This window comes from Curtobacterium sp. PhB146, assembly GCF_004342995.1.
Taxonomy (GTDB): Bacteria; Actinomycetota; Actinomycetes; order Actinomycetales; family Microbacteriaceae; genus Curtobacterium.
This window is the reverse complement of record NZ_SMBN01000001.1, coordinates 426783-449606: the sequence shown is the minus strand read 5'-3', so window position 1 is coordinate 449606 and position 22824 is coordinate 426783. Positions and strand designations below refer to the sequence as shown.

General features: G+C 71.0%; 25 protein-coding genes. 20 read left to right on the top strand and 5 right to left on the bottom strand.

What is annotated here, in order from left to right; all coding sequences use genetic code 11:
• Window positions 1–52 precede the first annotated feature (52 nt).
• The gene (locus EDF33_RS02185) at window positions 53–2263 is read left to right on the top strand and encodes an NADP-dependent isocitrate dehydrogenase (protein WP_123937051.1); all 2211 of its coding nucleotides are present in this window, start codon (window positions 53–55) and stop codon (window positions 2261–2263) included.
• 133 nt (window positions 2264–2396) lie between these two features.
• On the opposite strand, the gene EDF33_RS02180 is transcribed toward EDF33_RS02185, so the two are convergent.
• On the bottom strand, window positions 2397–2849 hold the full coding sequence (locus EDF33_RS02180; protein ID WP_132099183.1) for a DUF3817 domain-containing protein: 453 nt from the start codon (window positions 2847–2849) through the stop codon (window positions 2397–2399).
• Between the two features lie 89 nt (window positions 2850–2938).
• On the opposite strand from EDF33_RS02180, the gene EDF33_RS02175 reads away from it, so the two are divergent.
• Both EDF33_RS02175 and EDF33_RS02170 read left to right on the top strand, forming a co-directional pair.
• On the top strand, window positions 2939–3715 hold the full coding sequence (locus EDF33_RS02175) for a ThuA domain-containing protein (RefSeq protein ID WP_235035887.1): 777 nt from the start codon (window positions 2939–2941) through the stop codon (window positions 3713–3715).
• Window positions 3712–4866 carry a GAF domain-containing protein gene (locus EDF33_RS02170; protein ID WP_132099182.1) on the top strand — a complete coding sequence of 385 codons (1155 nt, stop codon included), beginning with the start codon at window positions 3712–3714 and terminating at the stop codon, window positions 4864–4866. The genes EDF33_RS02175 and EDF33_RS02170 overlap by 4 nt, the downstream gene beginning before the upstream one ends.
• A 22-nt stretch (window positions 4867–4888) precedes the next feature.
• On the opposite strand, the gene EDF33_RS02165 is transcribed toward EDF33_RS02170, so the two are convergent.
• On the bottom strand, window positions 4889–5332 hold the full coding sequence (locus EDF33_RS02165) for a hypothetical protein (protein ID WP_132099181.1): 444 nt from the start codon (window positions 5330–5332) through the stop codon (window positions 4889–4891).
• A gap of 74 nt (window positions 5333–5406) precedes the next feature.
• Here EDF33_RS02165 and EDF33_RS02160 point away from each other — a divergent pair, with 74 nt between their 5' ends.
• The 8 genes from EDF33_RS02160 to EDF33_RS02125 all read left to right on the top strand — a co-directional run bounded on the left by EDF33_RS02160 (window position 5407) and on the right by EDF33_RS02125 (window position 12308).
• Window positions 5407–6057: a ScbR family autoregulator-binding transcription factor gene (locus EDF33_RS02160; protein ID WP_132099180.1), complete on the top strand. Its 651-nt coding sequence runs from the start codon at window positions 5407–5409 to the stop codon at window positions 6055–6057.
• 116 nt (window positions 6058–6173) lie between these two features.
• Window positions 6174–7052: an aminoglycoside phosphotransferase family protein gene (locus tag EDF33_RS02155; RefSeq protein WP_132099179.1), complete on the top strand. Its 879-nt coding sequence runs from the start codon at window positions 6174–6176 to the stop codon at window positions 7050–7052.
• Window positions 7053–7110: 58 nt separating this feature from the next.
• Window positions 7111–7722: a hypothetical protein gene (locus tag EDF33_RS02150; protein ID WP_132099178.1), complete on the top strand. Its 612-nt coding sequence runs from the start codon at window positions 7111–7113 to the stop codon at window positions 7720–7722.
• On the top strand, window positions 7719–8423 hold the full coding sequence (locus tag EDF33_RS02145) for a DinB family protein (RefSeq protein ID WP_132099177.1): 705 nt from the start codon (window positions 7719–7721) through the stop codon (window positions 8421–8423). Before EDF33_RS02150 ends, EDF33_RS02145 begins: the two co-directional genes overlap by 4 nt.
• Window positions 8424–8631: 208 nt before the next feature.
• Complete coding sequence (locus EDF33_RS02140) at window positions 8632–9279, top strand: ABC transporter permease (protein WP_111083581.1); 648 nt, start codon at window positions 8632–8634, stop codon at window positions 9277–9279.
• Window positions 9266–10543: an ATP-binding cassette domain-containing protein gene (locus EDF33_RS02135; RefSeq protein ID WP_132099176.1), complete on the top strand. Its 1278-nt coding sequence runs from the start codon at window positions 9266–9268 to the stop codon at window positions 10541–10543. Before EDF33_RS02140 ends, EDF33_RS02135 begins: the two co-directional genes overlap by 14 nt.
• Complete coding sequence (locus tag EDF33_RS02130) at window positions 10540–11301, top strand: ABC transporter permease (protein WP_123937044.1); 762 nt, start codon at window positions 10540–10542, stop codon at window positions 11299–11301. Before EDF33_RS02135 ends, EDF33_RS02130 begins: the two co-directional genes overlap by 4 nt.
• On the top strand, window positions 11298–12308 hold the full coding sequence (locus EDF33_RS02125) for a glycine betaine ABC transporter substrate-binding protein (protein ID WP_131877788.1): 1011 nt from the start codon (window positions 11298–11300) through the stop codon (window positions 12306–12308). The genes EDF33_RS02130 and EDF33_RS02125 overlap by 4 nt, the downstream gene beginning before the upstream one ends.
• 81 nt (window positions 12309–12389) lie before the next feature.
• Here EDF33_RS02125 and EDF33_RS02120 read toward each other — a convergent pair whose 3' ends face one another.
• Window positions 12390–13019, bottom strand: a complete 630-nt coding sequence (locus EDF33_RS02120; protein WP_123293018.1) for a TetR/AcrR family transcriptional regulator — start codon at window positions 13017–13019, stop codon at window positions 12390–12392.
• A gap of 80 nt (window positions 13020–13099) precedes the next feature.
• Between EDF33_RS02120 and EDF33_RS02115 the strand changes: the two genes are divergently transcribed.
• The 3 genes from EDF33_RS02115 to EDF33_RS02105 are packed head-to-tail and all read left to right on the top strand — an operon-like array spanning window position 13100 to window position 15674.
• Entirely contained in the window at window positions 13100–13846 is a 747-nt protein-coding gene (locus EDF33_RS02115; RefSeq protein WP_111083576.1) for an ABC transporter ATP-binding protein, read from the top strand.
• The gene (locus EDF33_RS02110) at window positions 13843–15120 is read left to right on the top strand and encodes an ABC transporter permease (RefSeq protein WP_132099175.1); all 1278 of its coding nucleotides are present in this window, start codon (window positions 13843–13845) and stop codon (window positions 15118–15120) included. The genes EDF33_RS02115 and EDF33_RS02110 overlap by 4 nt, the downstream gene beginning before the upstream one ends.
• A 26-nt stretch (window positions 15121–15146) precedes the next feature.
• Window positions 15147–15674 (top strand): GNAT family protein, encoded by a 528-nt coding sequence (locus tag EDF33_RS02105; RefSeq protein WP_123293021.1) that lies wholly within the window; start codon window positions 15147–15149, stop codon window positions 15672–15674.
• A gap of 44 nt (window positions 15675–15718) precedes the next feature.
• On the opposite strand, the gene EDF33_RS02100 is transcribed toward EDF33_RS02105, so the two are convergent.
• Window positions 15719–15994 carry a hypothetical protein gene (locus EDF33_RS02100; protein WP_123671362.1) on the bottom strand — a complete coding sequence of 92 codons (276 nt, stop codon included), beginning with the start codon at window positions 15992–15994 and terminating at the stop codon, window positions 15719–15721.
• Between the two features lie 102 nt (window positions 15995–16096).
• Between EDF33_RS02100 and EDF33_RS02095 the strand changes: the two genes are divergently transcribed.
• The 3 genes from EDF33_RS02095 (at window position 16097) to EDF33_RS02085 (ending at window position 18967) form a co-directional block, all read left to right on the top strand.
• Complete coding sequence (locus EDF33_RS02095) at window positions 16097–16765, top strand: hypothetical protein (RefSeq protein WP_111083572.1); 669 nt, start codon at window positions 16097–16099, stop codon at window positions 16763–16765.
• 307 nt (window positions 16766–17072) lie between these two features.
• Window positions 17073–18518, top strand: a complete 1446-nt coding sequence (locus EDF33_RS02090) for an NAD(P)/FAD-dependent oxidoreductase (protein ID WP_131877782.1) — start codon at window positions 17073–17075, stop codon at window positions 18516–18518.
• A gap of 5 nt (window positions 18519–18523) precedes the next feature.
• A complete protein-coding gene (locus EDF33_RS02085; protein ID WP_123293024.1) occupies window positions 18524–18967 on the top strand; it encodes an SRPBCC family protein in 444 nt (147 codons plus the stop codon).
• A 77-nt stretch (window positions 18968–19044) separates the two neighbouring features.
• On the opposite strand, the gene EDF33_RS02080 is transcribed toward EDF33_RS02085, so the two are convergent.
• Entirely contained in the window at window positions 19045–19863 is an 819-nt protein-coding gene (locus tag EDF33_RS02080) for a shikimate 5-dehydrogenase (protein ID WP_132099174.1), read from the bottom strand.
• A 78-nt stretch (window positions 19864–19941) separates the two neighbouring features.
• Between EDF33_RS02080 and EDF33_RS02075 the strand changes: the two genes are divergently transcribed.
• From EDF33_RS02075 to EDF33_RS02065, 3 genes are all read left to right on the top strand, one after another.
• Entirely contained in the window at window positions 19942–20880 is a 939-nt protein-coding gene (locus EDF33_RS02075) for an NADP-dependent oxidoreductase (protein ID WP_243692330.1), read from the top strand.
• A gap of 132 nt (window positions 20881–21012) precedes the next feature.
• Entirely contained in the window at window positions 21013–21207 is a 195-nt protein-coding gene (locus EDF33_RS02070; protein ID WP_111083567.1) for a PspC domain-containing protein, read from the top strand.
• Between the two features lie 176 nt (window positions 21208–21383).
• Window positions 21384–22823, top strand: a complete 1440-nt coding sequence (locus EDF33_RS02065) for an L-serine ammonia-lyase (protein WP_132099173.1) — start codon at window positions 21384–21386, stop codon at window positions 22821–22823.
• The last annotated feature ends 1 nt before the right edge of the window (window position 22824 follow it).

The following is a 22824-nucleotide window of genomic DNA, read 5'->3' as shown; positions in this document are numbered from 1 at the left end:
ACCACGAGTAGCGTGGACGTACCGACGGTCGAACAAGGGAGTACCCGCCAGCATGGCCAAGATCATCTACACCCTCACGGACGAGGCGCCGTTCCTCGCCACCCACTCCTTCCTCCCGGTCATCCAGGCCTTCGCCGGCACCGCTGGTGTCGACGTCGAGACCCGCGACATCTCGCTCGCCGGCCGGATCATCGCCCAGTTCCCGGAGCGGCTCACCGACGAGCAGCGCGTGGACGATGCCCTGGCCGAGCTCGGCGAGCTCGCGAAGACCCCCGAAGCGAACATCATCAAGCTGCCGAACATCTCGGCGTCGATCCCGCAGCTCAAGGTCGCGATCAAGGAACTGCAGTCGCAGGGCTACGACCTGCCCGACTACCCGGACGAGCCCACGACGGACGAGCAGCGCGACGCCCGCGCCCGCTACGGCCGCGTCCAGGGCAGCGCCGTCAACCCCGTGCTGCGCGAGGGCAACTCCGACCGCCGCGCTCCCCTGTCCGTCAAGAACTACGCCCGGAAGCACCCGCACCGCATGGGTGCGTGGAGCGGCGACTCGAAGACGAACGTCGTCACGATGGGCGTCGACGACTTCCGCTCGAACGAGAAGTCCTGGATCGCCCCCGCCGACGACGTCCTGACGATCACGTTCGTCGCCGAGGGCGGCGAGACCCAGGTCCTCAAGCAGTCGATCCCCGTCGTGCAGGGCGAGGTCGTCGACGGCACCGTGCTGCACGTCGCCGCACTCGAGGCCTTCCTGCAGGACCAGATCCAGCGCGCCGCAGCCGAGGACATCCTGTTCTCCGTGCACCTCAAGGCGACGATGATGAAGGTCTCCGACCCGATCATCTTCGGCCACGTCATCAAGGCGTTCTTCCCGTCGGTGTTCGAGCGCTTCGGTGCCGACCTGGCCGCCGCCGGGCTCACCCCGAACGACGGTCTCGGCTCGATCCTCGCGGGGCTCGACGCCCTGCCGAACGGCGCGGAGATCAAGCAGGCCTTCACCGACGGCATCGCCGCGGGCCCCGAGCTGGCGATGGTCGACTCGGACAAGGGGATCACGAACCTGCACGTCCCGAGCGACGTCATCGTGGACGCCTCGATGCCCGCGATGATCCGCACCTCCGGCCACATGTGGGGCCCGGACGGCGACGAGCACGACACCCTCGCCGTGATCCCGGACTCGAGCTACGCCGGCATCTACCAGACCGTGATCGACGACTGCCGCGTCAACGGTGCCTTCGACCCGGCGACGATGGGCTCCGTGCCCAACGTCGGGCTCATGGCGCTGAAGGCCGAGGAGTACGGCTCGCACGACAAGACCTTCGAGGTCCCCGGCGCCGGTGCCGTCCGCGTGACGAACGCCGCCGGTGACGTCGTCATCGAGCACGACGTCGAGCCCGGTGACATCTGGCGCGCCTGCCAGACCAAGGACATCGCCATCCGCGACTGGGTCAAGCTCGCCGTCACCCGTGCCCGCGCCTCGGAGACCCCGGCCGTGTTCTGGCTCGACGAGACCCGGGCGCACGACGCGAACCTGATCGGTCTGGTCCGCCAGTACCTGGGCGAGCTCGACACCGAGGGCCTGCAGATCGAGATCCTCTCGCCGGAGGACGCCATGCGTTTCTCGCTCGAGCGCATCCGCCGCGGCGAGGACACCATCTCCGTCACGGGCAACGTCCTGCGCGACTACCTGACGGACCTGTTCCCGATCATGGAGCTCGGCACCTCGGCGAAGATGCTCTCCGTCGTCCCGCTGCTCGGTGGCGGCGGCCTGTTCGAGACCGGTGCCGGTGGCTCCGCCCCGAAGCACGTCCAGCAGCTCGTGCAGCAGAACTACCTGCGCTGGGACAGCCTCGGCGAGTTCCTGGCCCTGGCGGTCAGCCTCGAGCACCTCGCCGGCGTGACGGGCAACGAGCGGGCGAAGATCCTCGGTGAGACGCTCGACCGTGCCACCGGGACCTTCCTCGAGCAGGACAAGTCCCCGGGCCGCAAGCTCGGCTCGATCGACAACCGCGGCAGCCACTTCTACCTGGCGAAGTACTGGGCCGAAGAGCTCGCAGCGCAGACGACGGACACCGAGCTCGCAGCGTCGTTCGCCGAGATCGCGGGCAAGCTCGACGCGCAGGAGCAGCAGATCGTCGAGGAGCTGAACGGCGTGCAGGGCCACCCGGCCGACATCGGCGGCTACTACCGCCCGGACGACGCCAAGACGAGCGCGGTCATGCGCCCGTCCGCCACGTTGAACGCGACGCTCGCCGCGCTCTAGACGCACGCACCTGACGGACGGGAGGCCCGGTGCCAGCTGGCACCGGGCCTCCCGTCCGTCAGTGGTCGCGACCAGGGCCGCGCATCGTGAGCAGAAATGGTCGGGTCCGCATCACGAACCCGACCATTTCTGCTCACGAAGTCACGCGGGGCGGGCCCGCCGCCAGCAGCACCACGAAGACCAGAGCGACCGCCACGACCCCGATGACGACCGCGACCGCGGGGCGACGCACCACGAAGAACAGCAGACGGTCCCAGAAGCCCGAGCGCGCGTCGGGTGAGCGGCGCCACGGGCCCTCGAGCATGCCGCGTCGGGCGACCGCGACCTCGAACGGCACCGTGGCGTACGGCACGACGGCACTCGCCCAGCCGAGCACGAGTGCCCCGCCGGTCCAGCGCTGGTTGACCGCGACGACGGTCGTCACGACGAGGTAGGCCAGGAACACGAAGCCGTGCACCCCGCCGCCGATCCGGACGCCCCAGTCGCCGGCGTCCAGGCCGTACTTGAGCACCATCCCGGCGATGAGCATGGTCCAGGTCACGAGTTCGGCGACCGCGGCGGCACGGAACAGGGAGCGGGGAGTCATGCCCACATCGTCGCGGACGCGTCCCGGGAAACCCCCGACACTCCGGTGGTCGTATCGATTCGACGCCCGGGGAGGCTAGCGTTGGGGCCATGTCAGTGCCGACCGAGAACCGTCCCCTGAACATCGTCGTCTGGAACGAGAACGTGCACGAGACCCGCGGTGACGCGACGGTCATCGGGCACTACCCCGACGGCATGCACACCGTGATCGCGGCAGCGCTCCGCGAGCACCACCCCGACGCCACCGTGAGCACCGCCACGCTGCAGGAGCCCGACCACGGCATCACCGCCGAGCGCCTGGCCACGACCGACGTCCTGTTCTGGTGGGGCCACGCCGCCCACGACGAGGTCAGCGACGCCGTGGTCGACCTGGTCGTCGACGCCGTGCACGCCGGCATGGGCCTGGTGGTGCTGCACTCCGGGCACTACTCGAAGCCGTTCAAGCGTCTGATGGGCACCACCTGCTCGCTGAAGTGGCGCAACGACGGTGAGCGCGAACTCGTCTGGACGATCGCGCCGGAACACCCGATCGCCGCCGGGGTGCCGCACCCGATCGTGATCGACCGGCAGGAGATGTACGGCGAGTTCTTCGACATCCCGCGCCCCGACGAAGAGGTCTTCCTGTCGACCTTCGCCGGCGGCGAGGTCTTCCGGTCCGGTGTCGCCTACCGCCGCGGTCTGGGGAAGGTCTTCTACTTCTCCCCCGGCGACCAGGAGTACCCCGTCTACCACCACCCGGACATCCAGCGCGTGCTGTCGAACGCGGCGGCGTGGGCCGCTCCGGTGTCCGAGCGACGCGAGTTGACGGCCGACCAGCACCCGCGGGACTGGTTCCTGACGGAGGGTGCGGGTAGACAGGGCGCATGACCCAGCTGGACCCCGCCGCGCACCGGACCGCCGTCGTCGAGGCACTCGGTGTCCTCGGCAGTGGCCCGGAGGAGCGGTTCGACCGCATCACCCGCATGACCCAAGAGGCGTTCGGGGTCCCGCTGACGTTCCTGAACCTGGTGCACGGCAACGTCGTGACGGCGCAGTCGACGCAGGGCTGGCGGCAGGGCGGGAGCGCCCCGGCGGAGCAGGTCTTCTGCTCGACGACGGTGCTCACGAACGAGCCGATGGTGGTGCCGGACGCGCTGCTGGACCCCCGGTTCCGCGACCTGGCAGCGGTCACCGAGCAGGGCATCCGGTTCTACGCCGGAGCACCGTTGTCGATGCTCGACGGCACCCGTGTCGGCACGCTCTGCATCATGGACGCGACCCCGCGCGAGCTGTCGGCGGCCGACCTCGACCTGCTGCGTGACCTCGCACGGTGGGCGGAGCGCGAACTCGGCCACGCGATCGACCGCGATCGGGTGACCCGCGTGCTCGAGGGCCTGGTCCCCGAACCCGTCGAGGTCCCCGGACACGACCTCGACACCCTGGTGCTCCGGACCGAGGACGGCGGCGGGGACGTCGCCGACTGGCGACTCGCCACCGACTGTGCGCTGCACGTCACCATGGGCAGCGTCGCGGCGGCCGGACGCGCGTCCGGCCTGCTGGCCTCCGCGGTCCGCGGTGCCGTCGTCGCGCGTACCGAGACCGCCATGCAGGACGCGATCGGCGGCCTGGAGGCCCAGATCACCGCCGACCTGTCCGCTGCGGACGCCGTCGGCTCGCTCTTCCACCTGCGGCTCGACCCGACGTCGGGGCACGTCGTCTTCGGGGACGCCGGCCACGGCCTCGCGGTGCTCGTCCGCGCCGACGGCACCAGCCGGGCGCTGCACTCGCTCGACCTGCCGCTCGGCCTGCAGCCGGAGTCCGTGCCGCGGTCCCCCGCGACGCTGGACCTGGCGGCGGGCGACCGGCTGGTGCTGTGCACCGAGGGCGTCCTGGCGCTCGAGGGCATCCGGCACCTTGACGACCTGGCCGACCTGGTGCGGTCCGAGCCGACCGGTACCGCGGCGGTCGAGCGTATCCGCGCGCTCGTGCCGGCGGACAGCCGCCGGGACGTCACCGTCGTGCTGCTGCGCCGCCGCTGAACGACGTGCCGCTGCGCCGCGGTCAGGAGCGGAAGCGGTCCTGTCGTGATCGCGGTGCACCGGTGAGCGCGACGACGAGCAGCGTGGCCAGCAGGCCGAAGCCCGCGAGCTCGATGCCGAGGCCGGCGAGCTGCCAGTAGGCACTGCCGACCACCTGCGGCTGCGTGATCGACTCGGGCCACCACGCGTCGATCAGCGGGAACGAGCCGGGGAACGGGTCGAGGCCGAACACCACGAGCCCGCCGAGCAGCAGGACGACACCAAGCAGCGCCATCACCCCGCGGGAGCGCCCGAGCATGTGCACGACGAGCGCGGCTGCCATCCCGGCGAGCCCGACGACGGCGATCAGGAACGCGAGCACGACGATGGTCTGCGGCGCGAGGGCCACCCAGTCGAGCACCGCGATCGGCAGCAGCAGCCACCGTCCGGTCCGCGCCCACCGCGCGGGGTTCCGCCATCCGTCCATGGCGGCCAACCGTAGGGCACCCGCCCGAACGCGGGCCGTGCGCAGCCCCGGAGCGGGACTACGATCGGGAGGTGATGGCGCAGGACGGACGCACTCGGCAGCAGCGGGCGCTCGAGACCCGCGCGGCGATCATCGGGGCCGCGGCCGCCGAGTTCGACGAGCGCGGGTACCTCGGCGCGTCGATGGACGGCGTCGCCGAGCGGATCGGGCTGACCAAGGGCGCGCTGTACTTCCACTTCGCGTCGAAGGCCGACCTCGCCGGTGCCGTGATCGCGCAGCAGCACGAGGTCTCGCGGCGCTACGGCGAGGCCGCGGTCGCCCGGAGCCGGACGCCGCTCGAAGCCCTCATGTGGATGTCGCAGGGACTGGCGACCCAGATGGTCACCGAGGTCGTCGTGAGCGCCGGCATCCGTCTGTCGACCGAGGTCGCGACGCACGACGTCCCCCGTCAGGACCCGTACACCGACTGGATGGCGCTCATCGCACAGACCGTCCGCCAGGCGATCGACGCCGGCGAGGTCGAACCGCGGTGGGACCCGGACATGGTCGGACGCGTGGTCATCCCCGCGTACACGGGCGTGCAGACGGTGTCGGACGTGCTCGCCGACCGCACCGACCTGTACGAACGCCTGCGGGAACTCTGGACGGTGCTGCTCGCCGCGCTCGTCACCGAACGCCTCCGGCCAGAGGTCCCGCGACTCGTCGCCATCATCGCGCCGGAATGACGCGGGTCCCCCCAGGGAAACACCCACGTCACCGCTTCACGAGGATACCCAGCGGTCGGTTTCCGCACCCGCCCCCGTTCGCGGGCATGTGTCCACCGGCCCACTAGCCTGAGCCGGTGCCCACACCACCGGCAGAGGTCGACGTCGACGTCCCGCTCGTCCGGGCACTGCTGCGCACCCAGCACCCCGACCTGGCGGACCTGACGCTCGTGGTCGTCGCGAACGGCTGGGACAACGTCATCGTGCGGCTCGGCGACGAGCACGCCGTGCGGCTGCCGCGTCGAGAGCTCGCAGCACGCCTGGTCGAGCACGAGCAGCGGTGGCTGCCGGAGATCGCCGCCCGCGTGGCACCCGTCGTCCCGGTGCCGGCTCCGGTGCGCGTGGGCCGTCCGGCGCTCGGGTACCCCTGGTCGTGGAGCATCGTCCCGTGGCTCCCGGGAGCACCCGTCGGTGAGCGTGCTGCCGGTGTCCGGGTCGCCGAGGCCCTCGCGGGGTTCGTGCGACTGCTGCACGTGCCCGCTCCGGTGGATGCTCCGGCGAACCCGTTCCGTGCGGTGCCGTTGGCGACGCGCAGCGACGCCGTCCTGACGCGACTCGCCACGCAGGACGTGCCCCGGGCCGTGGAGCTGGCAGCGGTCTGGCGGACCGCGGCGGCGCTGCCGACGCACACCGGGCCTCCCGTCTGGGTGCACGGCGACCTGCACCCGTTCAACCTGCTCGTGGACCGCACGCCGGACGGCGACGAACGCCTGTCGGCGGTCGTCGACTTCGGCGACGTGACCTCGGGGGACCCCGCCGTCGACCTCGCCACCGCCTGGCTGACGCTCGACCGGGAGGCCCGCCACGCGTTCCGGACGCTGGTCGCCGCTCCGGACGTCACCTGGGGACGCGCGCGCGGATGGGCGATCGCGCTCGCCTCCGCGCTCGCGACGTCCGACGAACGCGCCTTCCGGAGCGTCGCGCGGCGCAGCATCGACGCGGTGCTGGACGGCTGAGACCCCGCGGGGCTATCGTGACCGCACCATCCGTGCACAGCCGATCGGAGGGGCCCTCATGACCCTCGAGTTCCGCGTCCAGCACGACGTCGCCACCGACGCCTCTCCCGCCCCCACCCGATCCGAGCGAACCGGCCTCCGCGGGTTCCTCGACCGCCTCGCCGATCGCCGCGCCGCCGCACGCGTCCGACGGGTCGAAGCCCGGCTGCAGGAACTCGGCGAGCTCGAGCACCTGCTGTCCGACGCGCGTGGCGTCGTCGAACGCGGCTGGATCCAGCACGCCTGGTTCGCGTACCTCGACGAGCACGGCCGGATGCGGAAGGCCACGAGTGCCGCCGCGATGGACGTGCAGGGGCGGCCCCTCGTCGCCGCCTGCCTGGTCGGCGCGGTCGTCTCGGCCGCCGGTGGGCCGCACGCCGTGCACTCGCCGCGGGTCCAGCACTCGCTCGACCTGGTCTGGCACGCGCTCGCCGTGGACGAAGGTGCGCCGGTGCTCTGGTGTCCGGCACCCGACGTCCGGATGGGCCGCGTACGTGACCTGACGAGCTGGAACGACGCCCCCGCGCGCACCTCGGCCGAGGTGGCCGGACTGCTGCTCACCGCGGAGCGTGTGGCCGTGCAGGAATCGGCACGCCTGCAGGACGTCGTGGTGGCACGATCGAGGGCATGAGCAGCACCGACGCCGTCCCCGAGGTCCACCCCGCGACGACCACCGGTCTCGCGTCCAGCGGGAACTCGGTCCTGTCGGACGAGGGCGCGTCGTCGGACACCGATCCCCTGGCCTCGGCCGCTGCGGTGAAGCGGACGCTGCACCGGTACCTGCAGAAGCACCGCGCCGCGCTGCTCGGCAAGCTCGACGGCCTGGCCGAACGGCAGGCCCGCTGGCCGGTGACCCCGACCGGTACGAACGTGCTCGGGCTGGTGAAGCACGTCGCCGGTGTGCAGGCCGGGTACTTCGGCGAGGTCTTCGGCCGGCCGCTGCCCGACGCGCCCGCCTGGCTCGAGTCGGAGGACGGCGAGGACATGTACGCGACGCTCGACGAGACCCTGGACGACGTCGTGGCCTTCCACCACCGCAGTGCCGCGCACGCCGACGCGACCATCGAAGCGCTCGACCTCGACGCCCGCGGCACCGTCCCCTGGTGGCCGGAGGAGCACCGCGAGGTCACGCTCCACCGCATCCTGGTGCACATGGCGTACGAGACGGCCCGGCACGCGGGGCACGCCGACATCGTGCGCGAGATGCTCGACGGACTGGCGGGCGACGGGGACGGCAACCTGGCCGACAAGAGCCCGGAAGAGTGGGTCCTCTGGCGCGAGCAGCTCGTCGACATCGCCGAGCGGTCCGGCCTGCGGGGCTTGGCCATGTAGCCGATGGCCCCTCACGATCGTTACCGTTCTCTCAGGCTCGACGGTCGAACTGGTCGCTGACCAGGGGTTCTCGTCCGGTCGTCTGCACAGGAAACGATCGCTTCCGCTGCACCTCGTCGTGCGACCGGTCCGTGCTCTGCGTAGCTTTGGCGCAGCTTGTGCCCCGACCCGTGGGCAGTTCGGCCGACCGGAAGGGGAGCGCCCACCCGTGTTCCAGTACGTCGTGGAGCGATGGAGCCAGATCTGGTTCTCGTCGTGGCAACACTTCTCACTGGTGGTCCAGTGCACGGTGCTCGCCACGGTCATCGCCGTGGTGCTCGCCACACTCGTCTACCGCAGTCCCCGCCTGACCTCCGTCGCGAACGGGGTGTCCGCCATCGGCCTCACCCTGCCGTCCTTCGCGGTCATCGGCCTGCTCATCGTCCCGCTCGGCTTCGGCGTGCTGCCGTCCGTCGTGACGGTCGTCTTCTTCGCCGCCCTGCCCATCCTGCGCAACGCGGTCGTCGGCCTCGCCGAGATCCCGCCGAGCGTGGTCGAGTCGGCGCGCGGCATCGGCATGAGCCGGTTCCGGACCCTCGTGCAGGTCGAACTGCCGATGGCCTGGCCGATCATCCTGAGCGGCGTCCGCGTATCCGCCCAGATGGTGATGGGCATCGCGGCCATCGCCGCGTACGCCCTCGGCCCCGGGCTCGGCGGCTTCATCTTCTCCGGACTCTCGCGCCTCGGCGGCGCGAACGCCCTGTACTCCGTGGTCGTCGGGGTGGTCGGCGTCGTCCTGCTCGCCCTCGTCCTCGACCTGCTCCTCCTCGGCCTCGGCCGCCTGACCATCTCGAGAGGTATCCGTGTCCAGCACTGACTCCGCCACCACCACCGCGCCCGACGGGGACGTCACCGGCCGCAGCATCCTGCTCGACGAGGTCACCAAGCGGTACCCCGGACAGTCGAAGCCCGCCGTCGACGGCATCACCCTCGAGATCCCGGCCGGCAAGATCGTCATGCTCGTCGGCCCGTCCGGCTGCGGCAAGACGACGACCCTCAAGATGATCAACCGCCTGATCGAGCCCACCGAGGGCCGCATCGTCGTCGGTGACGACGACGTGACCGGCATCGACGCCGACGAGCTCCGCCGCCGGATGGGCTACGTGATCCAGGCGGGCGGGCTCTTCCCGCACATGACCGTCGCGGCGAACATCGCGATCGTGCCGAAGATGCTCGGCTGGTCGAAGGAGAAGATCGCGGCGCGTGTCGACGAGCTGCTCGACCTCGTGTCGCTCGACCCCGCCATCTACCGCGACCGCTACCCCCGCGAACTCTCCGGTGGCCAGCAGCAGCGCGTCGGTGTCGCCCGGGCGCTCGCCGCGGACCCGCCCGTCCTGCTGATGGACGAGCCGTTCGGTGCGGTCGACCCGATCACCCGGCAGCGCCTGCAGGACGAGCTCCTGCGGATCCAGGAAGAGCTGCACAAGACGATCGTCATCGTCAGCCACGACTTCGACGAGGCCGTGAAGCTCGGCGACTGGATCGTCATCTTCACCGAGGGTGCCCACATCGTGCAGTACGACACCCCGGAGCGGATCCTGGCGGAGCCGGCGAACGAGTTCGTCGAGAACTTCATCGGCTCGGGCGCCGGGCTGAAGCAGCTCACCCTGAACCGCGTCCGCGACGTCGAGGTCGTCTCCGCGGTGACCTGCTCCCCCGGCGAAGAGGCGAAGGCCGTCCTGCAGCGCATGCAGGAGGCCGGAGGCCACGGGCACGCCGTCGTGGTCGACCGTCGGCAGCGGCCGATCGGCTGGCCGTCCCGCCGACAGCTCGAGCGCCTGGACCGGATCCCGGACGGCGTCGACCCGGAGCTGCCCATCGTGGGCGAGGCCTCGACGCTCAACGACGCCCTCGACACCATGCTCGTCTCGAGCGCCGGGGCCGCACTGGTCACCGGTCGTGGCGAGGCGTTCCGCGGTGTCATCACGGTCGAGGTCGTCATGGAGGCCATCACCCGGTCGCGTGCAGCGGCCGCCGACGACCGCGCGTACACGCCGGTCGGCACGAACACCAACCAGATCGAGACGCTGCCGTCCTCGCCGGCCGCGCCCGTGATCGCGCCCTCCGGGGAAGACCTGTGAGTGCTGTCACCGCCGGACCCGCCACCGGCGCCAGCACGTCCTGGAAGGGCCTGCTGTTCCAGCCGATCGCGATCCTGGTCGTGCTCGCCGGGTTCGCGGTCTGGCTCGCCACGGCCGACCTCACGCCCACCGAACGCACGACGCTCAACCCGGCCGACATCCTCGACCTGACCGGGCAGCACCTCGTGCTGACCCTGCAGGCGACGGTGCTCGTGCTCGTGATCGGTATCCCGCTCGGCATCGTCCTCACGCGCGGACCGCTGCGTCGGGCGAGCCCGTACGTGCTCGCCGTCGCGAACTTCGGGCAGGCGGCCCCCGCTGTCGGCCTGATCGTGCTGCTCGCCGCGTGGCTCGGCCTGAACAGCTGGTCCGCCGTGGTCGCGCTCGTGCTCTACGCGATCCTGCCGGTCCTCCGGAACACCATGATCGGCGTGCAGAGCGTCGACTCGCGCCTCGTCGAGGCCGGCCGTGGCATGGGCATGAGCGCGTTCAGCGTCCTGATGCGCGTCGAGCTGCCCCTCGCGGTGCCGGTCATGCTGTCCGGCATCCGGACGGCGCTCGTGCTGCTCGTCGGCACCGCGAGCCTGGCCACCTTCGTCGGTGCCGGTGGTCTCGGTCTCCTCATCACCACGGGCGTGACGCTGTTCCTGCCGAAGGTGCTCGTCGCCGGGGCGCTGCTCGTGGCGCTCCTCGCCCTCTCCATCGACTGGCTCGGCCGCGTGGTCGAGACCGTCGCACGTCCGAAGGGACTCCGATGAACCGCCGTACCCGCCGCCTCCGCCGCGGGGCCGCCGTCGCCCTCGCCGGTGCCACCGCGCTCGTCCTGGCCGGCTGCGGCCTGCAGCCCGCGACGTCCTTCGTCCCCGAGGCCGGTCCGGGCACCATCGAGCGCATCGACGACCTGCCGGACGGTGCCCACATCACCGTGACGTCGAAGAACTTCACGGAGCAGCTCGTGCTCGGCAAGATCGCGGTCCTCGCCGCGAAGGCCGCTGGGTTCGACGTCACCGACGAGACCAACGTGCCGGGCAGCGTCGCCGTCCGCGAGTTGATGACCTCGCACGGTGCGGACTTCACGTACGAGTACACCGGCACCGCCTGGCTGACCTTCATGGGCCACGCCGAGGGGATCCCGGACAAGACCGAGCAGTGGGAAGCGGTCAAGAAGGAGGACGCCGGCAACGGGCTCACGTGGCTGAACCCGGCGCCGATGAACAACACCTACGCGTTCGCGGTGCGGGACGAAGCGGTCAAGGAGCTCGGGGACATCAAGACCCTCTCCGACATCGCGAAGCTGCCCGTCGACGAGCGCACCTTCTGCGTGGAGTCGGAGTTCAACTCGCGAGCCGACGGGTTCAAGCCGATGCTCAAGAAGTACGGCTTGGAGCTCGGCGGCTCGGGGGAGAACGGGATCCCGAGCGACAACGTCAGCATCCTCGACACCGGCACGGTCTACACGGCCACCGACCGCGGCAAGTGCAACTTCGGCGAGGTCTTCACCACCGACGGTCGCATCAAGTCGCTCGGCCTGACCGTGCTCGAGGACGACAAGGGCTTCTTCCCGGCGTACAACGTCGCGCCGGTGCTCGACTCGGCCACGCTCAAGGAGTACCCGCAGCTCGCCGACGTCTACGACCAGATCTCGCCGAAGCTCACCGATGCGGTGCTGCAGGAGCTGAACCGTCAGGTCGACGTCGAGGGGCGCGAGCCGGCCGACGTCGCGTTCGACTGGATGGTGAAGGAGGGCTTCATCACGAAGCCGTGACGGCTCTCGACGCATCCACGTCACGGACGGGAGGCCCGGTGCCGGGTGGCACCGGGCCTCCCGTCCGTCCGTGGTTGCGTCTCAGGCCGCAGCGATGCGCGCAGCCGTGTCGCGGATCGACGCGACGACGCGGGCGCGGACCTCTTCCGGGTCGGAACCCTCGTGCCGCGCCGAACTCCGCAGGCCGGTCATGCACATGCCGAGCAGCATCTCGGCGGCCTGCGGGGTCGCGGCGTCCGGCCCCCACGCCGGATCGCGTTCGAGGATCGTGCGCACCGCACCCGTCATCGCCTCGGCCACGGTCGTCATCCGGCTGACCTGGCGGCGCATGAGCTGCGGGAAGCGCACGATGACCTCCTTCCGGGCGAGCCGCTCGTGCTCGTCGCCGAACGACGAGCCGAACACCAGGAACGCGAGGTCGACCACGGCCTGCGCAGCCGGCTCCCCCGCGACGGTCTCGAGGTGCGCTGCCAGGGTCTCGGCGTCCAGGTCGAGCTCGGTGTGCCCGAGGACCGCGTCCTCCTTGCTCTCGAAGTAGTTGAAGAACGTGCGGGGTGACACCTCGGCGCGTGCGGCGATCTGTTCGATCGTGGTGTGGTCGATGTCCTGCTCGAGCGCGAGGGACCGAGCCGCCTCCGCGATGCGGTGGCGTGTCTCGATGCGCTTGCGGTCGCGCAGACCCATCTCGGTGGCGGGCGCGGTGTCGGGCATGGCCCGACTGTAACCGGAACGTCACATGATCTACAGCAAACGCAAACTTGCAGTCGTGCAGTGGACACTACGGTGGGGCCATGACCACTCCCGTGCTCGAGGCCCGTGACCTCGCCAGGACCTACGGCCGAGGCCCGACGCGGTTCGACGCGCTCAAGGGGGTGTCGCTCCAGGTGCACCAGGGCGAGAGCCTGGCGATCGTCGGCAAGTCCGGTTCGGGCAAGTCGACGCTCATGCACCTGCTCGCACTGCTCGACAAGCCGTCGACCGGGCAGGTCCTGCTCGACGGGACCGATGCGGCGACCCTCGGCGCGCGGCAGGTGAACCGCACGCGCAACAGCACCTTCGGGTTCGTGTTCCAGCAGTTCTTCCTGACCCCCAAGACCTCGGTCCTCGACAACGTCGTGCTCCCGCTCAAGATCGCGGGCGTCTCCGGGGCCGAGCGGAAGCGACGCGGCATGGCGGCGCTCGACTCCCTCGGTCTGGCCGACAAGGCGAAGAACGACGCCAACGACCTGTCCGGCGGGCAGAAGCAGCGCGTGGTCATCGCACGCGCGCTGGTCGGTGAGCCGAGCGTCATCTTCGCCGACGAGCCGACCGGCAACCTCGACACGAACACCGGGCAGGTGGTCGAGGACATGCTCTTCGGCCTGCAGCGCGAACGCGGGATCACGCTCGTCGTGGTCACCCACGACGAAGAACTCGCGGCCCGCTGCGACCGCAGCGTCAACGTCCGCGACGGACTCATCGTCGGTGGATCCGACGGCACACCCACCGCCGGTGCCGCCGTCGACCAGCAGGCCACGCACGGAAGGCACTCCGCATGAACTTCCTCGACCTGCTCCGCACCGCGGTCTCGAACACCTTCCGGTCGAAGCTGCGCACGACCCTGACCGTCATCGCGATCTTCATCGGCGCCTTCACGATCACGCTGACCTCGGCGATCGGTACGGGGGTCAGCAACTACATCGACACCCAGGTCTCGTCGATCGGTGACACCGGTTCCCTGACCATCACGAAGGCCGTCGACACCGCATCGACCGACAGCGGGCCGGCGAAGTACGACCCCGACGAGTCCGGCCAGAGCGTCGACCGCGGTCCGGCGTCGTTCTCGTACCTGTCGCAGTCCGACGTCGACGACATCCGTGCGATCGACGGCATCAAGAGCATCCGTCCGGCGGTCGCCCTGGCGCCGAAGTACGCCGAGCACGGCGACGACGGCAAGTACGTCGTCTCCCTGACCGCCAACGCGGGAGAACTCGACGCCGACCTGGCGAGCGGGAAGCAACTCGACGACGACACCGACGCGAACCAGGTGATCCTGCCGACGAACTACCTGGAGAACCTCGGACTCGGCAGCGCGAAGGCCGCCATCGGCAAGGAACTCACCTTCGCGGTGGACGACTACCAGGGCAAGGAGCACACCCTCACCGCGACGGTGGTCGGTGTGCAGAACGAGTCGCTGTTCGGCGGCGGTGCCGGGGCGAACGCCGCGCTCACCGACGCGATGCAAGCCGCGCAGGAGATCGGCAAGCCGGACTCGATCGCGACCTCGTACGCCAGCGCCACGGCGACGCTCGACTCCGGGGCCTCCGCGACCACGGTCAAGAAGGCGCTGTCGGACGACGGGTTCCTCGGGCAGACCATCCAGGACCAGCTCGGCCAGTTCCAGACCGTCATCAGCGGCATCGTCGGGGTCCTGAACGCCTTCGCCGTCATCGCCCTGGTGGCAGCGGGCTTCGGCATCATCAACACGCTGCTGATGAGCGTGCAGGAACGCACCCGCGAGATCGGCCTGATGAAGGCGATGGGCATGGGCGGCGGCAAGGTCTACACGCTGTTCTCGCTCGAGGCGGTCTTCATCGGGTTCCTCGGCAGTGCCATCGGAGCCGGTGTCGCGATCCTGCTCGGGACGGGCATCTCGAACGTGCTCGCGGGCACGGTGCTCAAGGACCTGCCGGGCCTGCAGATCATGCAGTTCGCGCCGAGTTCGGTGGCGACGATCATCCTCGTCGTGATGTTCATCGCGTTCCTCGCCGGCACCCTCCCCGCGCGCCGCGCCGCACGGCAGAACCCGATCGAGGCGCTCCGGTACGAGTAGCGCCCGGCGTGCATAGTCTCTGACGGGTGGCGGCATTCGGGCGGGACCTCGGCGACGGGTACACGCTGACGCTGCGCGACCTGACGACGGTCGACCCGGTGCTGGAACTCGTGCGCGCGAACCTCGACCGGCTCCGGGCGGCCGAACCGTGGGCGTGGGATCCGCAGGACCGCGAGACCATCGGACTGCACACCGAACGGCTGCTCGGCCAGTTCGCGATGGACCGCGCGCTCCCCTGCGTCATCCGTTCCGACGACCGCATCGTCGGGGTCGCGTCGCTGACCTTCGACCCGTACCTGGGCCAGGCGTCACTCGGCTACTGGGTGGACGCCGGACACGAGGGCCGTGGTGTCGCGGGGCGGGCCGCCGGCGTGCTGGTCGAGGTCGCGCGGGCACGCGGCACCGCACGGCTCGAGATCCGGACCGGCGTCGACAACGTCCGCAGCCGCGCGCTCGCCGAACGGCTCGGGTTCGCCCTCGAGGGGACCCTGCGGGGCGCGCTGCCGCTCGGGCCCGTCCGCGCCGACGTCGCCGTCTACGGCCTGCTGCTCTAGGCGCGTCTCCCCCGCCGACGTGCGCGCGCTTCGGGAACTGTGCGTCAGGAGCTGTGCGTCGCGCCCTGCCAGACCGCGAACACACCGCCGACGACCGCCAGCACGAGCAGCAGGATCCAGACGGCGAGCGCGATGAGGTTCAGGAAGATCCCCCAGCCCGCGCGACCACGGGCGAGCGGTTCCCGGCTGCGCGACGCGACGCCCAGGCACAGCCCGACGATCGGCGCGACGAACGTCCAACCGGCGAGCAGCGAGCAGATCCCGAGGACGAGGCTCGCGGTGCCGAGACCGGTGCGGGGGGACTCCGTGTACGTGACCATGCACCCGACGCTACGGAACCACTCGTGGCGTGTCGTCCCTCCAGGGCGTGATCCGGGTCCACCTGCCGACGGATGGTCACCGGACGCCGGTATCGTCGGAGCATGGCCTTGTTCGGACGACGCAACCACGACGTGCGCGATCGACCCATCAGCCAGGTCGAACTGAAGCGGGCCGTCGACGAGGGGTTCCTCATCGCGAAGGCCGCGGTCACGATCGCGGTCGGCAACCGGATCATCACGAACGCGCTGCGCGACCAGGGGTACTTCGACCACGCACTGATCGCCGAGGCCGCGCGCGAGGAGCTCCACCGCATGGCCGAGGAGCAGCGGGGCGACGCCGCGCGCATGCGGGAGATCCGGTCGACGTCGAGCAAGTCGAAGGGCCGTTCACGGCACCAGCACGACTACCGCCGGGGTGACGACCTCAAGCTGCGCACGCGCGAGGCGACGTACGAGCAACTCGCGACGATGCTCGACAAGCGCCGTGACGACCAGCACTTCGTCGACGGCATCGTGCTCGCCGCCCGCGCCCGAGCCTGGGACGACATCGGCACCACGGTGGTCGGGCGTCTCGGATGGGCCCAGCGTCCGGCCGACGACTACGAGATCGGCCGCGACGACCGTCTGCAGCAGATGCTCGACGAGGACTTCGCGACGTTGCTGGCCGAGCACCCCGTGGGCTCGACCCCGGTCGACGCCGACGAACCCGACGACGCCGACGGCGACGAGGACGGCTCCGACCCTGCGGACCCCGACGTCGCACGCCCCTGAATCGGTACTTGAGATATCACCCGGCGTCGCTAGGCTGATCGGGTAACGCCCCAGGACCATTCGGCACCGCCGGACTCCTGGGGCGAACCGTCTCGCGCACCACGAGCCCGTCCACGCGGCTCCGCTCGAACGGATCCGCGATGACATCGTCGCGATCGCGGGGTACGTCGACCACGATGCTGCGGCCTTCATCGCTGGAGCACAACGGATCGACGCCGTCATCGCCCGGAAGCGGATCGCTGTCTCATCCGGAGCCTCGGTCATCTGACCGGGACCACGCGCAGACACGAGTCCCTAGGCTCGGACCATGGTTGATGCGGTGGTCGTCGGGGCCGGACCGAACGGACTCGCGGCGGCGGTGACGCTCGCCCGTGCGGGCTTGTCCGTCGAGGTGGTCGAACGGAACGACACGATCGGCGGTGGTGCCCGCACCGCCGAGCTCACCCTGCCGGGGTTCCTCCACGACGTCTGCTCGGCGGTGCACCCGATGGCGCTGCAGTCCGAGTTCTTCCGGCTGTTCCGGATGGAGGAGCGCATCGAGCTCCGTCTGCCCGAGGTGCAGTACGGGCACCCGCTCGACGGGGGTCGTGCGGGCATCGCGTACCAGGACCTCGAGCGGACGGCCGCCGAGCTCGGTGTGGACGGCCCGGCCTTCCGGAACCTGATGGGCCCGCTCGCCCGCGCTGCCGACCAGGTCGCCGACTTCGCCACCGACGCCCTCCTGCACGTGCCGCGGCACCCGCTCACGGTGCTGCGGTTCGGCCTGCGCGCACTCGAGCAGGGCAGCAGCGCCTGGAACGCCCGCTTCCGCCAGGACGCCGCCCCGGCGATGGTGTCCGGCGTCGCCGCGCACTCCATCCAGCACATGCCCTCGCTGTCGACGGCCGCCGCGGCGCTGTCGCTCGGCGCCTACGCGCACGCCCGCGGCTGGCCCGTGCCGATCGGCGGCAGCCAGGCGATCGTCGACGCGCTCGCCGACGACCTCGTTGCGCACGGCGGACGGATCGTCACCGGGCACGAGGTCCGGTCGCTCGGTGACCTCACCCCGGCGAAGGCGGTGCTGTTCGACACGAGTGTCCCCGGCATGCTGCGGATCGCCGGCTCGCAGATCCCCACGCCGAAGCGCGGTGCGCTCCGCCGGTTCCGGTTCGGCAACGCGGCCGCGAAGGTCGACTTCGCGCTGTCCGATCCGGTGCCGTGGACAAACGAGGCGCTGCGCCGGGCCGGCACGGTGCACATCGGCGGGACCCGAGCCGAGATCGCCGCTGCGGAGGGCTCGGTCGCGCACGGCCAGCACGCCGAACGGCCGTACGTGCTCGGCTCCGAGCCGACCGTGGTCGACCCGACCCGGGCGCCGAAGGGCAAGCACGTCTTCTGGGCCTACGCGCACGTGCCGGCGGGGTCCGACGTCGACCAGACCGAGGCGATCACGCGCCAGGTCGAACGGTTCGCACCAGGGTTCCGCGACACGATCCTGCACACGTCGAGCCGGACGGCCGCGCACATGGCGGACCACAACCCGAACTACGTCGGCGGTGACATCGCCGCCGGTGCTGCGAGCTTCTGGCAGCTCGTGAAGCGCCCGGTGCTGTCCAGCGACCCGTGGCGGATGGGCGGCGGCATGTACCTGTGCTCCGAGTCGTCCGCGCCCGGCCCCGGCGTGCACGGCATGGCCGGTTGGCGTGCCGCGAAGAGCGCACTCCGGCACACCTTCGGGCTGCCCGACGACGTCGACCTCACCCCGGAAGGCTGATCACCATGGCGAAGAACGTCCGCATCCTGCACTGCGCTCCCGAGGACGTCTTCGACGTGCTCGGCGACGGCTGGCTCTACACGACCTGGGTGGTCGGCGCCTCGCGCATGCGGAAGCAGGAGGCCGGTTGGCCGCAGGTCGGCACGCACCTGCACCACTCCTTCGGTGCCTGGCCGCTCGTCATCGACGACGTCACGACCTCGTTGGTGTGGGATCCGCCGCACCGCATGGTGATCCAGCCGAAGGGGTGGCCGATCGGTGAGGCCCGCGTGGAGCTGACCGTGGAGCCGCACCGCAAGGGCTGCAAGGTGACGATCGTCGAGAACGCCGTCGCCGGTCCCGGCGCCTGGGTCCCCGACTTCCTCATGCAGCCGCTCATCTGGGTCCGGAACCACGAGACGCTGCGCCGCCTCGGGTGGGTGGCCGTCGGGCGCGCGACGAACGCCTGAGACGTTCCCACAAAGGCGGACGGGAGGCGCGGTGCCAGCTGGCCCCGTGCCTCCCGTCCGCCCTGTGGGCGCGTCGACTACTCGGCGCGCGAGAACTCGCTGGCGCGCGCCACCTGGTCGTCCGTCAGGGCGACGCCCGTGTACCGCTGGAACTGGCGGGCCGCCTGCATGGCGATGACCTCGGCTCCGGTGATGACGTGCTTGCCGGCGTCCCGTCCCGCACGGACCAGCGGGGTCTCCCACGGGAACGCGACCACGTCGAAGACCGTGTGGGCCGCCTCGATCCGGTCCTGTGCGAAGGCGAGCGCGTCCTGCTGGTCGCCTCGCATGCCGAGCGGCGTGACGTTGACCACCAGGTCGGACGCCCCAGCCTCGCGCTCCTCGGCGACCCACTCGTAGCCGTACTGCGACGCGAGCGCCGGGCCGGTCTGCTCGTTGCGGGCGACGACCGTCAGGCGGTCGAAGCCGGCGCCGCGGAACGCCGCGGTCACGGCCTTCGCCATGCCGCCGGAGCCGCGGAGCAGCACCCGGGACGCGGTGTCGACGTCGTACGACCCGAGCAGCGCGGCGATCGCCTCGTAGTCGGTGTTCGACGCGGTGAGCACGCCGTCGTCGTTCACGACCGTGTTCACCGACTGGATGGCGGCGGCGGACTCCTCGACGTGGTCGACGAGCGGGATGATCGCCTCCTTGAAGGGCATCGACACCGAGCAGCCGCGGATGCCGAGCGCTCGGATGCCGGCAACGGCGCCGGGCAGGTCGGTCGTGGTGAACGCCTTGTACAGGAAGTTGAGCCCGAGCTCGTCGTACAGGAAGTTGTGGAACCGGGTGCCGATGTTGCTCGGCCGGGCCGCGAGCGACATGCAGACCTGCATGTCCTTGTTGAGGATGGGCATGGGGCCAGTCTCCCACCGTCGTGCCGATGGAGCGGTCCACGCGGACCGTTCGTCATGCTCGGGGTACCGTCGGACGCGATGACTGAGATCCCGGAGACCATGCGCGCTGTCCGCTTCGACGAGTGGGGTGACCGCTCCGTGCTGCACGTCGCCGAGGTCCCCGTCCCCGAGGCCACCGCCGGTCGGGTGCTCGTCCGGGTCCGCGCCGCGGGCATCAACCCGGGCGAGTCGGCGATCCGCCAGGGGCTGCTCGACGGCGGGTCCTCCGACGCGCTGCCGTCCGGTCAGGGCACCGACTTCGCCGGCATCGTCGTGGCCGTCGGCGAGGGCGTCGACGGCGTCGACGAGGGCGAAGAGGTCCTCGGGTGGTCGTGGGACCGCGCGAGCCAGGCCGAGTACGTCTCGGTGCCGGCCGAACAGGTCGTGCAGAAGCCCCGGCTGCTCGACTGGACCGTCGCTGGCGGGCTCGACATCGTCGCCACGACCGCTGCCGCAGCCGTCCGTGCCGTCGACCCCCGACCCGGCGAGACCGTCGTCGTGTCCGGTGCCGCCGGTGGTGTCGGCGGGTTCGTCACGCAGCTGCTGACGAACGAGGGCATCGACGTGATCGCGATCGCGTCCGAGGCGAACCACGAGTGGCTCCGGTCGAAGCGTGCACGGCCCGTCGCGTACGGCGAGGGCCTGCAGGAGCGCATCACCGAGCTCGCCACCAACGGCATCGACGCCCTCATCGACACGTACGGTCCGGAGTACGTGCACCTGGGGATCGCCCTGGGGGTGCCGGTCGACCGCATCGAGACGATCATCGCGTTCGAGGCTGCCGCCGAGGTCGGTGCGAAGGCCTCCGGCAGTGCGGACACCGCCGACCCGGAGATCCTCGGCGCCCTGGCGATGCAGGTGGCGAACGGCGAGGTCGAGGTGCCGATCGCGGCGACGTACCCGCTCGACCGGGTGCAGGACGCGTACGAGCAGCTGGAGCAGCGGCACACCCGCGGGAAGATCGTGCTGATCCCCTGACGGGTGTCGGTGGTCGGTGGTCGGGGGCCGGGCGTCGGCGGTGGTTCGGGGGTCGTTCGGGGGTTGTCCCCACCGTGCTCCGGGGTACTGCCCGGATGCCCTTGCTCGTCGCCGGTGCGTAGCGTCGACCCCATGAGCACACTCTCCCGTCCCCGCAACGGCCGCATCCTCGCCGGTGTCTGCGCCGGCCTCGCCGATCGCTTCGGCCTGTCCCGCACCCTCGTCCGCATCGGCTGGGTGATCCTGAGCCTGTTCCCCGGGCCGCTGTGGATCGCCTACGTCGTCCTGTGGTTCGTGGTGCCGGCCGAGGGCAACACCCGCCGCTGAGCCCGGTCCGTCCGGACTGGGCCGTGCGCGGGGGCCGAGTCTCGCGGTGAGCGACAGTTCTCGCGCTCGTGAGTCCGTGATCTGTCGCTCAGCCCGAGACTCGGTGCGGCCAGCTCGAGTCCCGGTCCGTCCGGACGGGCTGAGCCCGGTCCGTCCGGACGGGTTAGTGTGGCGGCGTGCCGGTCTCCGTCTTCGATCTGTTTAGCGTGGGTGTCGGTCCCTCGAGCTCGCACACCGTCGGGCCGATGCGGGCCGGCGCCGAGTTCGCGTCCCTGGTCGCCGGGCTGCCCGTCGCCTCCGTCGCCGTCGACCTGTACGGCTCACTGGCGTCGACGGGGCAGGGCCACGGCACCCTCGGCGCCGTGGTCGCCGGCCTGATGGGGTCCCACCCCGAGACCGTCGACCCGGACGCGATGTCGTCGGCGCTCGACACCCTCGAACGCGACGGCCTGCTCCGGCTCGACGGTGGGGCGACCGTGCCGTTCCGGCTCGCCGACATCGTGCTGCACCCCCTGACCATGCTGCCCCGGCACCCGAACGCCATGCGGCTGCGAGCCCGTGACGGAGCCGGTGCCGACCTGGCCGACGAGACGTACTACTCGATCGGCGGCGGCTTCATCGCTCGCGACAGCGACAGCGACGGCGACAGCGACGGCGACAGCGACGGCGACGGCGAGGACGGCGGTGCCGTGGACGACGGTGCCGTGGTCGCGGGGGCGGCGATCCCGGTCGACGACCGCGTGCCGTACCCGTTCTCGAGCGGCGCCGAGCTGCTGGCCGCCTGCGCTGCCTCCGGTCTGCCGATCAGCGGAGTGGCGCTCGCCAACGAGTCGGTCACCCGCACCGACGCCGACGTCCGTTCCGGGCTGCTCGACATCCACGCCGTCATGGACTCATGCGTCGACCGCTCCGTCCGCCGTGACGGATGCCTGCCCGGCGGGCTCGACGTCCGGCGTCGTGCAGCCACCTGGCACGAGCAGCTCACCCGCGAGGACCCCGACCACGACCCGCTGTTCGCCATGGAGTGGGTGAACCTCGTCGCCATGGCGGTGAACGAGGAGAACGCCACCGGCGGCCGGGTCGTCACCGCACCCACCAACGGCGCCGCCGGCATCATCCCCGCGGTGCTGTACTACGCGCTCACCTACGTCCCCGTGATCACCGCTGCCGACCGCGACGACGCCGTCGTGCGGTTCCTGCTCACCGCCGGCGCCGTCGGGTCGATCTACAAGGAGCGCGCATCGATCTCCGGCGCCGAGGTCGGTTGCCAGGGCGAGGTCGGCTCGGCCGCGTCGATGGCGGCCGCCGGACTCGCCGAGGTCCTCGGGGGCAGCCCGGAACAGGTCGAGAACGCCGCGGAGATCGCGATGGAGCACAACCTCGGGCTCACCTGCGACCCGATCGGCGGCCTGGTGCAGATCCCGTGCATCGAGCGGAACGCGATCGCCGCGAACAAGGCGATCAACGCCGCACGGATGGCCCTCCGTGGCGACGGCGTGCACCACGTGTCGCTCGACCAGGTCGTCGAGACGATGCGGCAGACCGGGGCGGACATGTCGACGAAGTACAAGGAGACCGCCATGGGCGGGCTCGCGGTGAACGTCCCGCTCTGCTGAG

Coding starts and splice junctions, on each gene's coding strand:
- EDF33_RS02120 (WP_123293018.1), bottom strand. CDS start 13,019: ATGCCCGACACCGCGCCCGCCACCGAGATGGGTCTGCGCGACCGCAAG.
- EDF33_RS02100 (WP_123671362.1), bottom strand. CDS start 15,994: ATGGTCACGTACACGGAGTCCCCCCGCACCGGTCTCGGCACCGCGAGC.
- EDF33_RS02160 (WP_132099180.1), top strand. CDS start 5,407: ATGGCGCAGGACGGACGCACTCGGCAGCAGCGGGCGCTCGAGACCCGC.
- EDF33_RS02085 (WP_123293024.1), top strand. CDS start 18,524: ATGGCGAAGAACGTCCGCATCCTGCACTGCGCTCCCGAGGACGTCTTC.
- EDF33_RS02125 (WP_131877788.1), top strand. CDS start 11,298: ATGAACCGCCGTACCCGCCGCCTCCGCCGCGGGGCCGCCGTCGCCCTC.
- EDF33_RS02185 (WP_123937051.1), top strand. CDS start 53: ATGGCCAAGATCATCTACACCCTCACGGACGAGGCGCCGTTCCTCGCC.
- EDF33_RS02170 (WP_132099182.1), top strand. CDS start 3,712: ATGACCCAGCTGGACCCCGCCGCGCACCGGACCGCCGTCGTCGAGGCA.
- EDF33_RS02180 (WP_132099183.1), bottom strand. CDS start 2,849: ATGACTCCCCGCTCCCTGTTCCGTGCCGCCGCGGTCGCCGAACTCGTG.
- EDF33_RS02090 (WP_131877782.1), top strand. CDS start 17,073: ATGGTTGATGCGGTGGTCGTCGGGGCCGGACCGAACGGACTCGCGGCG.
- EDF33_RS02080 (WP_132099174.1), bottom strand. CDS start 19,863: ATGCCCATCCTCAACAAGGACATGCAGGTCTGCATGTCGCTCGCGGCC.
- EDF33_RS02175 (WP_235035887.1), top strand. CDS start 2,939: ATGTCAGTGCCGACCGAGAACCGTCCCCTGAACATCGTCGTCTGGAAC.
- EDF33_RS02115 (WP_111083576.1), top strand. CDS start 13,100: ATGACCACTCCCGTGCTCGAGGCCCGTGACCTCGCCAGGACCTACGGC.
- EDF33_RS02145 (WP_132099177.1), top strand. CDS start 7,719: ATGAGCAGCACCGACGCCGTCCCCGAGGTCCACCCCGCGACGACCACC.
- EDF33_RS02110 (WP_132099175.1), top strand. CDS start 13,843: ATGAACTTCCTCGACCTGCTCCGCACCGCGGTCTCGAACACCTTCCGG.
- EDF33_RS02075 (WP_243692330.1), top strand. CDS start 19,942: ATGACTGAGATCCCGGAGACCATGCGCGCTGTCCGCTTCGACGAGTGG.
- EDF33_RS02095 (WP_111083572.1), top strand. CDS start 16,097: ATGGCCTTGTTCGGACGACGCAACCACGACGTGCGCGATCGACCCATC.
- EDF33_RS02070 (WP_111083567.1), top strand. CDS start 21,013: ATGAGCACACTCTCCCGTCCCCGCAACGGCCGCATCCTCGCCGGTGTC.
- EDF33_RS02165 (WP_132099181.1), bottom strand. CDS start 5,332: ATGGACGGATGGCGGAACCCCGCGCGGTGGGCGCGGACCGGACGGTGG.
- EDF33_RS02150 (WP_132099178.1), top strand. CDS start 7,111: ATGACCCTCGAGTTCCGCGTCCAGCACGACGTCGCCACCGACGCCTCT.